Annotated in this window: 12 protein-coding genes and 1 riboswitch; of the genes, 9 read left to right on the top strand and 3 right to left on the bottom strand. The window is 40.5% G+C overall.

Annotated features, from left to right (window positions below):
* Window positions 1-116: 116 nt before the first annotated feature.
* Window positions 117-974: a MurR/RpiR family transcriptional regulator gene (locus AC0VYJ_RS21740; RefSeq protein WP_194218202.1), complete on the bottom strand. Its 858-nt coding sequence runs from the start codon at window positions 972-974 to the stop codon at window positions 117-119.
* 154 nt (window positions 975-1128) lie between these two features.
* On the opposite strand from AC0VYJ_RS21740, the gene gnd reads away from it, so the two are divergent.
* Window positions 1129-2028: a phosphogluconate dehydrogenase (NAD(+)-dependent, decarboxylating) gene (gnd, locus tag AC0VYJ_RS21735; protein ID WP_475366247.1), complete on the top strand. Its 900-nt coding sequence runs from the start codon at window positions 1129-1131 to the stop codon at window positions 2026-2028.
* A 208-nt stretch (window positions 2029-2236) separates the two neighbouring features.
* Window positions 2237-3769 carry a gluconokinase gene (gene gntK / locus AC0VYJ_RS21730; protein ID WP_475367542.1) on the top strand — a complete coding sequence of 511 codons (1533 nt, stop codon included), beginning with the start codon at window positions 2237-2239 and terminating at the stop codon, window positions 3767-3769.
* A 346-nt stretch (window positions 3770-4115) separates the two neighbouring features.
* Here gntK and AC0VYJ_RS21725 read toward each other — a convergent pair whose 3' ends face one another.
* Entirely contained in the window at window positions 4116-4601 is a 486-nt protein-coding gene (locus tag AC0VYJ_RS21725) for a CarD family transcriptional regulator (RefSeq protein ID WP_194218204.1), read from the bottom strand.
* A 173-nt stretch (window positions 4602-4774) separates the two neighbouring features.
* Here AC0VYJ_RS21725 and AC0VYJ_RS21720 point away from each other — a divergent pair, with 173 nt between their 5' ends.
* Window positions 4775-5746: a Gfo/Idh/MocA family protein gene (locus AC0VYJ_RS21720; RefSeq protein WP_475366246.1), complete on the top strand. Its 972-nt coding sequence runs from the start codon at window positions 4775-4777 to the stop codon at window positions 5744-5746.
* Between the two features lie 66 nt (window positions 5747-5812).
* On the top strand, window positions 5813-6976 hold the full coding sequence (locus tag AC0VYJ_RS21715; protein ID WP_475366245.1) for an iron-containing alcohol dehydrogenase: 1164 nt from the start codon (window positions 5813-5815) through the stop codon (window positions 6974-6976).
* Between the two features lie 47 nt (window positions 6977-7023).
* Here AC0VYJ_RS21715 and ade read toward each other — a convergent pair whose 3' ends face one another.
* Window positions 7024-8739 (bottom strand): adenine deaminase, encoded by a 1716-nt coding sequence (gene ade / locus AC0VYJ_RS21710; protein WP_475366244.1) that lies wholly within the window; start codon window positions 8737-8739, stop codon window positions 7024-7026.
* Between the two features lie 40 nt (window positions 8740-8779).
* A riboswitch (purine riboswitch) is annotated at window positions 8780-8881 on the bottom strand.
* Window positions 8882-9091: 210 nt separating this feature from the next.
* On the opposite strand from ade, the gene AC0VYJ_RS21705 reads away from it, so the two are divergent.
* The 5 genes from AC0VYJ_RS21705 to AC0VYJ_RS21685 all read left to right on the top strand — a co-directional run bounded on the left by AC0VYJ_RS21705 (window position 9092) and on the right by AC0VYJ_RS21685 (window position 17037).
* Window positions 9092-10753, top strand: a complete 1662-nt coding sequence (locus tag AC0VYJ_RS21705) for a glycoside hydrolase family 13 protein (RefSeq protein WP_283153243.1) — start codon at window positions 9092-9094, stop codon at window positions 10751-10753.
* Window positions 10754-10969: 216 nt separating this feature from the next.
* Window positions 10970-11452 (top strand): hypothetical protein, encoded by a 483-nt coding sequence (locus tag AC0VYJ_RS21700; RefSeq protein ID WP_475366243.1) that lies wholly within the window; start codon window positions 10970-10972, stop codon window positions 11450-11452.
* A gap of 105 nt (window positions 11453-11557) precedes the next feature.
* Window positions 11558-12466 carry an HD domain-containing phosphohydrolase gene (locus AC0VYJ_RS21695; RefSeq protein ID WP_303532725.1) on the top strand — a complete coding sequence of 303 codons (909 nt, stop codon included), beginning with the start codon at window positions 11558-11560 and terminating at the stop codon, window positions 12464-12466.
* A 164-nt stretch (window positions 12467-12630) separates the two neighbouring features.
* Window positions 12631-14793, top strand: coding sequence for a DNA topoisomerase III (locus tag AC0VYJ_RS21690; protein ID WP_430245469.1), 2163 nt, complete (start codon window positions 12631-12633; stop codon window positions 14791-14793).
* A gap of 351 nt (window positions 14794-15144) precedes the next feature.
* Window positions 15145-17037, top strand: a complete 1893-nt coding sequence (locus AC0VYJ_RS21685; protein ID WP_475366242.1) for a cation:proton antiporter — start codon at window positions 15145-15147, stop codon at window positions 17035-17037.
* Window positions 17038-17097 lie beyond the last annotated feature (60 nt).

The raw sequence follows: 17097 nt of genomic DNA, 5'->3' as shown, positions 1-17097 counted from the left end.
ATTCCAACTCTTACAGTTTAGCATGACAGCTCATTTCTTGTCTTTCAATGTGCTTTTATGATGTGTTAGTAAAACTTATAAAAAAACCGCCAATGATGGCGGGTTTTAGTATGAGGCTATATTCGTTTAGAAGAGATTGCCTCTCGCATAAGCTGAAGAGAGTGCTTAGATTTTTCTTTTCGAGCGATCATGACGTTCACATAAAGCGCATCAACGAGACTTAGCTGTGCAATTCTTGATGCGAGCGCTTCAGAGCGGAAATCGGTTTCTTGTGAAACAGTATAAAGAGGAATATCAACTTTTTTACTTAGTGGAGATGTCGCCAGGTTTGTGATGGCGATCGTCGTTGCACCTGTTTCTTTTGCGATGTCAGCAACACGAAGCATATCTTTGTTCGTTCCAGAATGAGAAATTAAGACAGCCACATCGCTACTTGATAGCTGAGAAGCGGACATGATTTGTAAATGTGCATCACTGTATGATGTGGAGCGTAATCCTGTTCGAATAAACTTATGCTGGGCGTCCATCGCAATAATCCCAGAACCACCATTTCCGTAGAATTCAATATGAGTTGCATTTAATAAAATCTGTACAGCTTGATCAATGGTTGCGTTATCGAGTATGTGATACGTATCTTCAAGCGTTCGTATGTTGGAACGGAGGACCTTTTCTGCTACCTCTTTCGTTGAATCCGTTTCTGTGATGGTCTCATGGATATCCTGAATGGGATTCACGATTTCCGCAGCAAGGGCAATTTTCATCGCTTGAAAGCCTTTAAAGCCAATTCGCTTACAAAAGCGGAAAACGGTTGCATCTGCAACGTTTAAATCTTCTGCCACCTGATTAATGGTACTATGGATAATTTTATTAGAATGGTTCAAAATATAATCCGCCACCTGTCGTTCTTTTTCGCTAAATTGCGAATAGGAAGAGCGAATTCTTGGAAGGCAGTGACGGGTTTCCGTATCGGACATTTACATTCTCCTCTCTATCAATCCTGATTGTATAATTGTAACCGATTACAATTAAGATGAAAATAGATTCCACTCAACCAATTGAAACAAAAAATATTTAATGTATAATTAAATTATAGGAAAAAATATTTCATTCACTTAAGGAGTTTTTAATATGAACGTCGGATTAATTGGTTTAGGTAAAATGGGATACAACCTTGCTTTAAACTTACGTGATCATGGACATAACGTTGTTGTAAATGATGCTAATGATGAGCAAGTACAAAAAATGAACGAAGAAGGTTTTAATGGGAAGTCTTCTCTTAAGGATGTTGTAGAAGCGCTAGAAACGCCTCGGGTTCTTTGGATGATGGTTCCTGCAGGTGAGATTACTCAAGCTGTGACAACAGAATTGTCGACACTTCTTGATCGTGGTGACATTGTCATTGATGGAGGAAACTCTCACTACAAAGATTCAAAAAGCCGAGGTGAGATGCTCCTAGAAAAGGGAATTTCTTTCTTTGATGTTGGTACAAGCGGTGGTAAGTCAGGAGCTCGTAATGGCGCTTGTACAATGATTGGTGGAGATAGCGAAGTTTTCAAAACGATCGAACCACTGTTTAAAGATATTTGTGTAGAAGATGGTTACCTTTATGCCGGAGAATCAGGTAGTGGACACTTCCTAAAAATGGTTCATAACGGCGTGGAATACGGTATGATGCAGTCCATTGCAGAAGGATTCGATCTATTAAGCAAAAGCGAATATGATTTTGACTACGAGAAAGTAGCGCGCGTATGGAATAACGGTTCTGTTATTCGCTCATGGTTAATGGAATTAACAGAGCAGGCATTCTCTAAAGATGCTAACCTTGATGAGATTCGTGGTGTTATGAACTCATCAGGTGAAGGGAAATGGACAGTAGAAACAGCTCTTGATCTTCAGACAGCAACGCCTGTTATTGCTCTTGCATTAATGATGCGCTATCGTTCTTTAGAAGACGATACATTTACAGGTAAAGTTGTAGCCGCGCTTCGTAATGAGTTCGGCGGTCACGCAACTGAAAAAAGCAATTAATTTGGAAGATAAAGGAGGAAGCATGTTTGTATAAACATGCTTCCTGATCTTTTCTTACCAAAACATCTTGCGTTAATTGAACGCGCTTACAGATTACCATCTTAGGCAAGTTCGTAATAAGGACTACGAAAAGCTATACTAGTCAGTGAATAGGTCGATTACAATAACGATGTAGGAGGAATGGCTCATGACGATGAACAAGCATTATATGATCGGTGTAGATATCGGTACGACGAGTACAAAAGCCGTTCTATATAAAGAAAATGGGCAACCCGTTTCAAAACATAACGTGGAATATCCATTGTATACACCAACACCAGCAACAGCTGAGCAAGATCCTGAAGAAATTTTGTTAGCTGTAGTGGAGTCGATTCGAAAAGTGATTCAAGATAACTCATTAAAAGGGGAACAGGTAAAGTTTGTTTCATTTAGCTCAGCTATGCACAGCTTAATTGGGGTAGATGAAAAAGGAAAACCACTTACAAACTGTATTACGTGGGCAGATAACCGAAGTGCGAAGTGGGCAGAGAAAATAAAAAATGAGATGGACGGTCATGAAATTTACCGCCGCACCGGAACGCCTATTCATCCAATGTCTCCCCTGTCCAAGCTTGTTTGGCTAAAAAATGATGAAACAGAATTGTTTCAATCAATATCAAAGTTTATTTCCATTAAAGAATATGTTTTCTACCGCTTTTTCGAGGAATATGTCATTGATTATTCCATTGCTTCAGCAACAGGATTATTTAATTTGGAGCAGCTCGACTGGGACGTTGAAGCATTAAAAATCGCTGGGGTGACAGCAGATCAACTATCAAAACCCGTTTCAACTACTCATATGATGACTGGTTTAAAAGCGCCTTATATTGAAGAAACAGGATTAACTTCTTCAACGAACTTTGTAGTTGGTGCAAGTGATGGTGTGCTTTCAAACCTTGGCGTTAACGCAATTGAGCCAGGTGTCGTTGCTGTAACAATTGGAACAAGCGGAGCGATTCGAGCGGTAACAGATCGCCCTGTAACAGACCCTAAAGGACGAATTTTCTGCTATGCATTAACAGAAGATAAATGGGTAGTTGGCGGCCCGGTGAATAATGGAGGAATCACATTCCGCTGGGTTCGTGATCAATTCGCCGCATCCGAAACAGAAACGGCGAAACGACTTGGGATTGATACGTATGAAATCCTAACAAGAATTGCAGAGCAGGTTAACCCTGGTGCCGATGGACTTCTATTCCATCCTTATCTTGCGGGTGAACGTGCACCACTATGGAATTCCGATGCACGCGGAAGCTTCTTTGGTCTTGCCATGCACCATAAAAAAGAACATATGATTCGAGCAGTACTAGAAGGCGTAATTTATAACTTATATAGCGTTCTTCTTGCATTAGAAGAACTAATAGGAGAGCCTAAACAAATTAAAGCAACAGGCGGCTTTGCACGATCCGCACTATGGCGTCAGATGATGGCTGATATCTTTAACCAAGAAGTAACCGTTCCAGAAAGCTACGAAAGCTCCTGCCTCGGTGCAATCGTTCTCGGTAAAAAAGCACTCGGCGAAATCGATTCACTAAGCATCGTATCCGACCTCGTCGGAGATACATTCAGCCATCAACCAAAAAAAGAAAACGTAGAAACCTACGCCGAACTACTACCAATCTACATCAGAATCTCAAGAAAACTAACCGAAGAATACACAGCCATAGCCAACTACCAAAATAAAAAATTGGGGAAAAACTAAAGCGTATGTGCCACGCTTAGACCCGTCAGGCACTGGAGGCCTTCAAAATGAACACGCCCTTTGTGTTCAGGTTGAAGGCCGAAGTGACCGAGGGTCTGTGGCACAGGAGCTGGATGAAAACTAAAGCGGAAACACACCGTTTAGGACCGGCAGGCGCTGGAGCCTTTCAATATGAACACGTTTTTTGTGTTCAGGTTGAATGGTGAAGCGACCGAGGTTCTGGTGTGTTGTAGCTGGATGAAACTAAAGCGGCAAAACCCCGTTTAGACCCGTCAGACACTGGAATCCTTTCAGCACCACACAAAAAGACAGCCCGATTGGGCTGTCTTTTGTTATCCATCAAGCATTAATGCTTAATGGCTTCCTTCAATATTACCGTTGCTTGATCTAACTCGACGTCTTTCGTCAAAACGATCTCGCTTATGAGAAACTGCTGGGCATTCTCCAGTAGTTTTTTATCGTCAGTTCCGAGCGGTCTTTTCTTGTTAAGGGCTACGAGCTCACGGATCACTTCCACGTGATTGTGGATGTCTCCAGTTTTAAGCTTGTTCATATTATCCCGGTAACGCTGGTTCCTATTAGCACTGGGCTCTTCTACGTCAACTTCTTCATTAAAAGAAGTTAGCACTTCGTCCATCGTACTGACATCAGACACTTCACGAATCTTCAGGTTTTCCGTCTTACCTTTTGGAATCATCACCTGAATATCACGAAAAGGCATATTAAGAATATAATAGATCTGAGTTTCGCCCAGTATTTCTTTTTCCTCAATTGCTTCGACTATACCTGCACCGTACATGGGATAAAAAATCTTATCGCCTACCTCAAACAAGCGCCCACCCCCAAATTTATAAATTATAGCACATCTACTATTATAACATAAACAATTAATTTGTACGAATGTAATATTTTTTTCGTTGTAGCGGTATGTTTGATTGATCAGTGTAAACTCCATTACAATAATAGACATATATGGGTTTAACTAATAATGGAGGCGTTTACAAAATGAGGATTGGAATGATTAGTTTCTGGCACGTTCATGCAAAAGATTATGCCAAAGAGGCGCAGATTCACCCTGATACAGATATAAAAGCGATCTGGGATGAGAACGAAGAACGTGGAAGAAAAGAAGCGCAGGAAAGAGCGGTGGAGTACATAAGTGATCTAGACGTCCTTCTTAATCGAGAAGATATCGATGCTGTTGTAGTGAGCTCACCTACAAACATGCATAAGGAGATCATCATTCGAGCAGCGAGGGCAGGAAAGCATATCTTTACTGAAAAAGTCCTAGCGGCTAAAGAAAATGAGGCGCTGGAGATTCTAGAAGCGGTGAATGAGACTGGGGTAAAGTTATTTGTTTCTTTGCCCCGCGTTTATGATGGTTATACGGAAGCTATTCAGCAGTTGATTGAGTCAGGTGATCTTGGCGACATCACACAGACACGTGTACGCCTTGCTCATAATGGAGCGACTGCTGATTGGCTTCCACAGCATTTCTATCAGAAAGAAGAGTGTCAGGGCGGAGCATTAATCGACCTTGGCTGTCATCCATTGTACTTAACGAGGCTATTCCAAGGAATGCCGCAAAGTGTCACAGCTCAGTTCGGTTATGTAACGGAGAAAGAAGTAGAGGACCAGGCTGTCGTGACATTTGGATATCAAAGCGGTTCCTACGGTATTGCAGAAACAGGGTTTGTAAATGATCACTCCCCATTTACCATTGAAATACATGGCACTAAAGGATCAGCGGTATATGGCATGCCAGAGAAGGTTTTACTAAAGAAAGTATCTGATCAGTCGGAAGAGGTAGCGGTTCCAGATGACCGCCCATCCCCATTCTTTCAGTGGATCGACCACATTCAAAAGGATATCAAAACTGATGAAAACCTAGGACTTGCCCTTGAATTAACAGTGCTGATGGAGGCTGCTTATCGTGCGGAGGAGCAAAGGCGTGAAGTCGTCATCACTAACCGATAGTTTAACGTACGTTTTTAGGAAGTGAATGTGTTACACTAACTTCGACTAAAGATAATGAGGTGTCTTATGAATACATTTTTACAATACAATCCAACTCGTCTTTATTTCGGGAAAGATCAGATCACTCAATTGCAAGGTGAACTTAAATATGGTGCGAAAGTTCTTGTTGTATATGGTGGAGGAAGTATTAAACGAAACGGCGTATATGATGCTGTCATGTCAGAACTTAAAAAAGTAAATGCAGAGGTGCATGAGCTTTCTGGTGTTGAACCAAACCCACGTTTAACAACAGTTGAGAAAGGTTCTGCCATCTGTAAGAAAGAAGGAATAGACTTCCTTCTAGCCGTTGGTGGTGGCAGTGTAATTGACTGTACGAAAGCGATCGCGGCAGGTGCCCATTACGAAGGTTCTGCATGGGATTTAATTACGCAGAAGGAGCCGATTGAATCAGCTCTCCCATTTGGTACGGTATTAACCCTTGCTGCAACTGGATCTGAGATGAATTCAGTTTCAGTTATTACAAATTGGGAAACAAAAGAGAAGCTCGGTTGGGGTTCTCCTCATGTATTTCCGACGTTTTCGGTACTAGATCCTACTTATACATTCTCGGTTCCGGAGAATCAAACGGTGTATGGCATTGTTGACAGTATGTCACATGCGCTAGAGCATTACTTCCATCGTACAAACAATACACCAATGATCGATGGATTTATTGAATCACTTCTTCGCACGGCAATTCAAACTGGTCCTAAGCTACTAAATGATCTTGAATCATATGAACATCGTGAAACGATGATGTACATTAGTACAACAGCCTTTAACGGAACATTAAGTAATGGTACAGATGGTGGGGACTGGGCAACACATCGAATCGAGCATGCGGTATCTGCTGTTTACGATATTCCTCACGGAGGCGGATTGGCGATTCTATTCCCGAACTGGTTAGAACATGTTCTTAAAGAAGATCCTTCCCGCGTGAAACAGCTAGCGGTAAACGTTCTTGGCGTTTCATCAGAAGGGAAAAGTGATCAAGAAGTAGCAGTTGAAGGGGCGAAAGCGCTTCGTGAGTTCTGGAATTCACTTGGCGCTCCATCACGTCTTGTTGATTACGAAATTGACGATGCTGAATTTGATGGTATGGTTGAAAAAACATTTATTAAGCCAGGCGTTGGCACTTATAAAGAACTGGATCGTGAGAGCGTTCGAGATATTTTACAACGTTCTCTATAATTCAAAAGCAGCATGGCGATTTTGCCATGCTGCTTTCTTCATATCGTCTATTCATCTATATTAATATGGCGAAACTCTCCTACATGAAAAAGTCCGAGGTCCGTTAATTTTAGCTCCGGAATAACAGGGAGGCTTAAAAACGAAAGGGTAAGAAAAGGATTGAAGTGATCTGGAGCACCAATTTCCTTTAATGCTTTTTCGATTTCTTCAAGTTCCTCTATGACAGTAGGATAGTCTTTATCCGAAAGTAGTCCAGCTATTGGCAGCGGTAGCTTACCAATCACTTTCTTTCCTCGAATAACAGCCAACCCACCTTGCATTTCCTGAATAACTTCTGCAGCCTTAATCATGTCTTCATCGTTCGTTCCTGCCATAATTAAGTTGTGCGAATCATGACCGACGGTTGTTGCTATTGCCCCATCATGAAATTGAAAACCTTTCACGACCCCAAGGCCAATGTTGCCTGTATGATGATGGCGCTCAATCACAGCAAGCTTCATAAGGTCTTTTCTAGAACAAGAAACAAACCCACCATTTTCATCATGATCAACCGTTAATTTTCTGGCCTTTGTAACTATTTGATTAGGAATGAGTTCAATAACATTCGCTTCTTCCTTCGAAACGGCTAGTTTCAGGTGATCTTTTCTTAGTGTGGGGAGGTGAACAGAGCTTGTAATCCGATTCGAAGGAGTAACCTTTGTTCCCATTTTTGTCTTTCCAGACTCTGCAACAAGTTCTCCAGCACGATAAACATGAGAGATAGAAAAGGACTCGATGTCATCGAGCATAAGAAAATCAGCATCAAGGCCGGGCGCAATAGCCCCTTTCGTTGATAACCCAAAACATTCAGCCACATTTAATGATGCCATTTGAATGGCAAGAAGTGGATCTACCCCTTCTTGAATAGCAAGTCGAATATTATGATCGACGCTTCCTTCATTGATCAGGTCATCGATATGTTTATCGTCTGTACAAAACATGAATCTTCTAGCATTTCGTTCAGTTACAGCGGGAATGAGTTGTTTTAAGTTTTTGGCTACGGACCCTTCGCGAATGAATACATACATCCCACGTTTTATCCGCTCGAGCGCTTCTTCAGCCGTGATGCATTCATGATCCGTCGTAATTCCTGCTGATTTATAAATGTTTAGAGCATTGGAATGGAGCCCAGCGGCATGTCCGTCTATTTTCTTGTTTTGCGCATCGAATAACTTTTGCATCATAGAAGGTGAAGTATGAGCGACTGAAGGATAATCCATCACTTCAGCTAGGCCAAGGACGCGGCTGTGCTCATAGAAAGGTTTGAGATCTTCGGCAGAAAGGGCCGCGCCTGAATTCTCAAAGGAGGTAGAAGGCACACTTGAGGGAAGCATAAAGAATATATCCATCGGAACGTTTTCAGAATCCTGAAGCATATAAGAAATACCTTCGGATCCGCAGACATTCGCTATCTCATGGGGGTCAGTGACAATTGTCGTCACTCCACAAGGAAGAACAGCATTGGCGAATTCGGAAGGGGTGACCATTGCGGATTCGATATGAACATGAGCATCGATTAGTGATGGTACGATGTATTTCCCATCCGCATCAATAATATGATGACCTTCGAAATCTCCAAGTCCAGCAATCACACCATCAACAATAGCTACATCTGTCTTAATCAGCTCTAGGTTGTAACTATCTAATACAATTCCATTTTTAATCACAAGATCTGCAGGGCGTTTCCCCGCAGCTGCTTGAACTCTTCTGGTTAACTTCTCCATTATTATTCTCCTCTCATTTAGACAGAGGATGACATATTCACATTGCCAGAATTGTCATCGTAGTCAAACCATTTACGGTAGTTTGGTAGAAACCTTTGGACCTTATCTCCAAATTTATACGAAACCTGGTACGCATTATTAGCGTATTCTATAGATCTCTTGAACTCTCGTCAATAGCATCTGTCATCATCTCGAAAAAATACTTTCATATTCATATTGATAAATGGGTGGAATACAAGTAAACTACAAGTAAGAACATCTAAATAGACAAAAGAAAGCGTTTTTTTTTATCGAAAATTAGGCAAACGTTTGCACTTTACTAACTTTAACTAAAAGATGAGGGTGTAGAGACATGAATAGAATCTGGTGGAAAGAAGCAGTAGGCTATCAAATTTATCCTCGTAGCTTCCAGGATTCAAATGGTGATGGTATAGGTGATTTACAAGGGGTTATTCAAAGACTCGATTATATAAAAAATCTTGGCATTGATGTAATTTGGATTTGTCCCATGTACAAATCTCCAAACGATGACAATGGATACGACATTTCTGATTATCAGGATATAATGGAAGATTTCGGTACAATGAAAGATTTTGATGCGCTTCTAGAGGAAGTGCATAAGCGAGATATGAAGCTGATTATTGATCTCGTATTGAATCACACAAGTGATGAGCATCAATGGTTTATCGAGTCACGGTCCTCGAAGGAAGATCCGAAGCGTGATTGGTATATTTGGCGTGACGGTAAGAATGGCAAAGAACCCAATAACTGGGAAAGCATCTTTGGCGGTTCAGCATGGGAATACGATAGGAAAACAGATCAGTACTATCTCCATGTTTTCTCAACAAAGCAGCCAGATGTAAATTGGGAAAATCCCGCTGTTCGTGGAGCGCTTTATGATGCGGTGAATTGGTGGCTTGATAAGGGGATTGATGGTTTCCGTATTGATGCCATTAGTCACATTAAAAAACGCCCAGGATTCCCGGATATGCCCAATCCTGCAAATGAAAAATACGTCTCTTCCTTTGATATGCATATGAATCAGAAGGGTATTCAAGAATTTCTTCAAGAATTTAAGGATGAAACGTATTCTAATTATGACGTGATGACAGTTGGAGAAGCCAACGGCGTAAGCATTGATGAAGCTGATCAATGGGTCGACGAAAAAAATGGGAAAATGAATATGATTTTTCAATTTGAGCATCTTGGATTATGGGATGCAGTAGATAAACCTGAACTTGATATCGTATCTCTCAAGTCGGTGCTGACACGCTGGCAGAAAGGGCTTGAAAACAAAGGGTGGAATGCATTGTTTGTTGAGAACCATGATAAGCCACGTGTAGTATCAACATGGGGGAACGACAAGGAATACTGGCGAGAAAGTGCGACTTCAATGGGAGCGATGTACTTCCTCATGCAAGGAACGCCTTTCATTTATCAGGGACAGGAAATCGGCATGACAAATGTTCAATACCCTTCTATTGAAGATTATGACGATGTTGCAGATAAAAATCGCTATCGCATCCAACGTGAAGCTGGTGTATCACACGAATCGATCATGAAAGTGATTTGGGCTTCTTCTCGTGATAATAGTCGCACACCAATGCAGTGGAACAGCGACTATAATGCTGGGTTTTCTTCAGGGACCCCGTGGCTAAAAGTCAATCCGAATTTTGTAGATATTAATGTACAAAAGCAAGAGAATGATGCCAACTCTATTCTAACTTTCTACAAAAAAATGATTCAGCTGAAGAAAGAAAACCTAGTTTTCACTTACGGGACCTATGATTTGCTTCTTGAAAAGCATCCGCAGCTTTATGCCTATACGAGAACAACAGAAGAAGATCAAGTTCTTGTTGTGACGAACCTATCAATAGAGCCAGCTGTATTTGAAACAGGACTGGTTCTAGAGCAAGATCAATTGCTTCTGAATAACTATCCTGTTGTGCAAGAAGTAAATGATTCGATTAATTTAAAGCCTTATGAAGCGAGAGTTTATCGAATAAATCGCTAATACAGACAGCCGATTCAATCGGCTGTTTATTTATTTTATAGAAATCATTTACATTTATAAACGATAAATGCAATCTAATAATTTCCAAAAATGTAGAATAAAGAGGGTAAAAAAGAATAGATTTCTTGAAAAATTTACCGTATAGTGTTGATTAGTGGGAAGTATGACCCAATTCTATCTTTTCACAGAATACGAGTTTACTAGGGGAGGATTAAAATGAAAAAGTTAATCGTAGCTTTATTCTCAGTAGTTGCACTATTTATGTTCATGGGTACTGGAACTTTTGCAGCAGAAAATGATCACAGTGATATTTTACAGAAAATTGAAGAAACAAATGTTAAGATTGAAGAAGAGATTCAAACAGCACAGGTTAAAGGTAACAAACTATTGTCAACGCTTTCTCTTGAAACAACTAAGCTTGATGCTACACTCGCTACCGCTCGTCAGGATGGGAAATCAGACGCTGAAATTGCTAAGATTGAGAAAGAAGTAAAGACTAAGAAAGCTGAACTTACTTCTAAATACAATCAAGAACTTGATAAACTAATTGACAATCTAATTGATAAAACAAACAAAATGACTGCAGACATGATTGCAGAAGCTGCTAAAGAGGGCATTCAGGCTGAATGTTCATGGGTGTACGTACAAATTGGAGACCGCTGGGTATGGGTTGATCCGATTAAAGTTATCGGGCCATGACCAAAAAAGGTGCATCAATTTCATGATGTACCTTTTTTGTATCTTAAAAGCACTATATAATGAATACATATAAATCTATTGTTCCGCACTCGAGGAGGGTAAATGGTGAATGGTCTTGTTGTTGGAAGAAAGAATTCATATCTTGAAAGTGTAGAACAAGAATCAGCCTCCCTAAGTTTACTAGCTAAGGGAGCAGGCCTTGAATTTATGATCCATACAATAAATGAAAACACGGCTTTTTATATTTATCCTGGTAAGAACCCTGATGCATATGAGTTTTTCTATATTCTTAAAGGACAAATAAAGTGTGAGGATCAGGACCTCGTTTTAAATGAAGGAGATTATTTTTCAGTTAAAGCTATAACAGAATTAATATTCTTTGAGGTTATAGCTGAAGCGCATCTTCTTTGGGTTATTAATGAACCTACATTTAGATTGATTAGTGAAGACATCATTAAATTGATACAAAATGTTAAGAGCGTAGGGGAAAAAGATAAATATACAAAAGAACACAGTGAACGTGTACAAAGTATGAGTATGAAAATTAGTAAAAAGATGAATCTATCTCCAGAAAATGTTGATAATTTAATTGTTGCGTCGATCCTCCACGACGTAGGCAAAATTAATGTCCCTGAAGAAATTCTCAACAAACCCGGTGGGCTAACCGATGAAGAATATGACATTATCAAAAAGCATCCAGCCGATGGAGCAGAGATGATAAAGGACACATATTATGCTGATGTCAGCAACATTATTCACCAACATCATGAGAGACTTAATGGTTCTGGTTATCCAGATGGTTTAAAGGATGAAGAAATTACGATTGGCGCGAAGATCATCGGTGTCAGCGATTCCTACGACGCGATGACAGACGATCGTTCTTATCGAAAAGCGTATACGCCAGAATACGCCATGAATGAATTAAAGCGTCTTTCAGGTGTCTTATATGACGCTGAAGTCGTTGATGCTCTTGAAGAGGTTTTAATTGAAGATGGCATACTTAATAAGGTTTAACAAAAGGGGAGATGGGATAACATCTTCTTTTTTTGTATGTTCATCTATCTTCTACAAATTTTATAGTGAAAGAAACAGTATGATATTTCCATTGTTTCACGTGTAACATCGAAGCTGGTATGATAGTAAATAGAAAAGAATCGATATTTGAGGAGATTGGTATTGTGGGTAAACAGCTCATTCTTGCAGAAAAACCCTCTGTTGGACGAGATATTGCGAGGGTATTGAATTGTACAAAAGGTGGAAATGGTTTTCTTGAAGGAGACCGTTATATCGTCACATGGGCGCTTGGTCATCTTGTGACACTAGCTGATCCAGAAGTTTATGATGAAGCATACAAGACGTGGAAGCTAGAGGACTTACCGATGCTTCCTGCCCCACTGAAGCTAGTTGTTATTAAAAGAAGTGGGAAGCAATTTAGCGTTGTAAAAACGCAAATGAATCGGAAAGATGTTAGCGAAATTGTTATTGCCACTGATGCGGGACGAGAAGGGGAGCTTGTGGCACGATGGATTATTGAAAAAGCACGTGTCCAAAAACCGTTAAAAAGACTTTGGATTTCTTCTGTAACGGATAAAGCGATTCGTGATGGTTTTAAGAATTTGAAAGAGGCAAATCAGTACAAGAACCTATACCAGGCAGCTGCAGCTAGGTCTGAAGCGGATTGGTATGTAGGTCTTAATGCAACTCGAGCGCTTACGACAAAATACAATGCACAGCTTTCTAGTGGCAGAGTACAAACACCAACGCTTTCGATTATTGCAAAGCGAGAGGAAGAAATAAAAGCCTTTGAGCCTGAACGCTATTATGGGATTTCTGCTGTTGTAGATGGTTTTACATTAACTTATCGCGATGCGAAATCGAATGATTCGCGCGTATTTGATCGAGACAGAATAGATACTTACCTCAAGAATTTATCGGGCAAACCAGCTCAGATTGAAGAAGTGAAAAAAGCTAAAAAAAAGACGTTCGCTCCAGGTTTATATGATTTAACGGAATTACAGAGAGACGCTCACAAACGCTATGGCTTCTCTGCAAAGGAGACTCTTTCAGCTACACAACGCCTGTACGAGCAGCATAAGCTCGTCACATATCCTCGAACAGATTCTCGCTTTTTGTCTTCTGATATGAAGGATACGTTAAAAGAACGACTAGAAGCAGTGGCACCTTATGAGAAAACGGCTAGAAAAGTACTTGGGAACCCAATTCAAACTGGAAAGCACATTGTTGACGATCGAAAAGTTTCTGATCATCATGCCATTATTCCTACGGAGCAAACACCCATTATTCGCGAGCTTAGCGATAAGGATCGTAAGGTTTATGATCTCATAGTAAAGCGATTTGTGGCAGCACTATACTCTCCATTTGAATACGAACAAGTCACGGTTGTTGCGAAGATTGGCCAAGAGCGTTTTGATGCGAAAGGCAAACGTGTTCTTTCAGCCGGTTGGAAAGAAGTTTACGATACTGAAGAAGCGGATGTCATTCTTCCAGAGCTAAAAGAAAAACAGGAACTTCGAGTTCTTTCTCTTACAAGAACCGAAGGAAAAACAAATCCGCCGTCTCGTTTTAATGAAGGAACTCTTTTAACTGCAATGGAGAAGCCAGCTCAATTTCTTGGTAATCAGGATAAGAAGCTAGCCCAAACCCTTGGTGAGACAGGTGGGCTAGGAACCGTTGCAACGCGTGCAGATATAATTGAGAAATTATTTAATAGCTTTTTGATTGAAAAGAATGGCAAAGACTTAACAATTACATCTAAAGGAAAGCAATTGTTAGACATTGTCCCAGACGAATTACAATCCCCGGCTCTAACGGCAGAATGGGAACAAAAGCTTGAAGCGATTGGAAAAGGCGAACTATCGAAGCAGGCATTTATTGAAGAGATGAAGGCTTACGCAAATGAAACGGTTCAGAAGATCAAATCAAGTACGAAGAAATATAAGCACGATAACGTGACGGGAACGAAATGCCCCGAATGTGGTAATTTAATGCTCGAAGTGAAAAGTAAGAAGGGGAAAATGCTCGTTTGCCAGGACCGAGAATGTGGGTACCGTAAAGGGAAAAGTAAAGTAACGAATGCTAGATGTCCTAAGTGTAAGAAAAAGCTCGAGCTTCATGGCCAGGGAGACGCACAGACATTTATATGCAAGTGCGGTCATCGTGAAAAGCTATCGACGTTTAATGAACGACGGAAAAAGGAAAAGAATACCAAAGCAACGAAGAAAGACGTATCAAAATATATGAAAAACCAGGGCCAGGATGAACCAGTTAATACAGCTCTTGCTGATGCTTTAGCGAAATTAAAACTTGATCAAGATAAATAACAGGAAGCAGGGGGACCTGCTTCTTTTTTCATAGCGATGTTAATATTGTAATGACAAAATAATAAGATGGGGGGAATAGGTTCGTTTTGTAGTTTAGAGGGTAATACTCCATTCACAGTACATCCCTTGTCAGTAGGAATTCATTACTAATAAAAGAGTAGATAGTTGCCTTTAACAGGTAATTACGTATAAAATGACGGCAGGTAATAGACTTTCCATCTTTTTTACTAATATATACAAATTAGAGTATATTTTCAAACATTTCTGTTCACTTCGATTATAGTGAAGTTATATACAAAGGACAGAATAGAAATGAAGAACTAGCAGTTGTTAAACATAAGGAGGCTATCCATGGTCGATTCGATTTTATTTAATATTATGCTTGTGGGTGCCCTTGGCATCTTTTCACAGTGGATTGCCTGGCGTTTTCACTTCCCTGCCATTGTCGTTATGTCCATCATTGGATTGCTTGTCGGTCCGCTTTTTGGATTACTTCATCCAGAAGATGTATTTGGTGACTTATTTGACCCGTTTGTATCTATCGCAGTTGCTATTATTTTATTTGAAGGAAGTCTAAATCTTGATTTTCGTGAGATTAAAGGGCTTGGAAGACCGGTTGGAAGAATTGTAACGATAGGAGCTTTTCTAGCGTGGCTCCTTGGTTCGTTATCAGCCCATTACGTTGCAGGTCTATCTTGGGGCGTAGCATTTGTTATTGGTGGATTATTTATTGTCACTGGCCCTACGGTCATTTTGCCGTTATTGAGGCAAGCCAAACTAAAACCAAGACCCGCGAAAATATTAAAGTGGGAAGGGATTATCGTTGATCCACTTGGAGCTCTTCTTGCTGTATTTGCATTCGAAATTATTAAATTCTTAAAAGTAGAAGAAGCAACGGCAACCGTCCTACTTGTCTTTTTCTTAGGATCCCTTTTTGCGACATTATTTGGCTTCTTATGTGGTCGCGGAGTAGGTTGGATGTTCGAGAAAGGTTATGTACCTGAATTCTTGAAATCTCCAGTCGTGTTCGCAGTGGTGATTCTTTGTTTCGCAGTGGCTGATGAAATCACGCATGAAACTGGACTGCTTGCTGTTACGGCAATGGGTATTACTCTTGCCAACATGCATATCTCTTCGATTGATGATATGAGGCATTTTAAAGAAAATATATCAGTGCTATTGATCTCGACGATTTTCATCATGCTAACAGCTTCTTTATCAGTTGACACTTTGCTTGAAATTTTCCATTGGCAAATACTAGTATTCGTAATTCTGATGTTATTTGTAGTAAGACCACTATCCATTTGGTTATCAACCATTGGAACGGATTTATCATGGCAAGAAAAAACGCTTGTTGGCTGGATTGCGCCGCGAGGTATTGTAGCATTAACCGTAGCGAGCTATTTTGCTAGTGTTTTACTTGATGCAGGATTTGAGGATGCAAAAATATTAATGTCGCTTACGTTTGCATTAGTATTCGCTACTGTTGTGGTTCACGGCTTTTCTATTCGTTGGACTGCTGAGAAGCTTGGACTAGCGAGTGATGGCCAGCCCGGCGTTCTGATTGTTGGGGGTAGTACGTTCTCTACGGCATTATCCAAAACGCTGAAAGACCTTAAAATCCCTGTATTAATTACAGACTCATCATGGCAAAGGCTGCTTACAACGAGAAAAGCAGGAGTACCTTTTTATAGAGGAGAAATACTCTCTGAGCAAACAGAGTATCGCCTTGATCTCACCCCTTACGAGTATATGCTTGCAGCTACGGAGCTCGATTCTTACAATGCGCTCGTTTGTACGACGTTCGTTCCGGAGATTGGTCGTAATAACCTCTTCCAGTTAAGCTTACGTAATGATCGAGGAGATGACCTTGAGGAGCTTGTTCACACGATCGGTGGACGTGTAGCCTTTAAAGAAGGAGCTACATGGGAAAGCCTGAATCGTAAGGTAGAAAGTGGGTATGTTTTCCGTAAAACAAACATAACTCAGCAATATGCTTATGATCAATACCTTGAAGAAAGAGACGATGAAACGATCATGCTCTTTGTGAAAAAGCCATCTGGAAGTTTGGAGTTCTTCGCCCATGACTCTCAAACGAGAGCTGAAGCAGGTGATGTTATTGTTAGTTTGATGCCACCTAGTAAAGAATTTAATCGGATTAGAGAAAAGCTTGAGAAGCAGCGATCCGATGAGAAACTAGAAAAAGATAAAGAACAGAAGAAACAGAAGGAAGAAAATGAGTAACAGCCCCCATTTGGGGGCTTTTTGGTTATTTTCATTTAGTGTTTAGGCTCATTAGAGTGA

It is taken from the genome of Anaerobacillus sp. 63XJN7_5_ISO-PGPR-S23-430 (genome assembly GCF_056173695.1).
The sequence above is the reverse complement of the archived record's forward strand: the minus strand, read 5'-3'. Positions and strand labels throughout refer to the sequence as shown.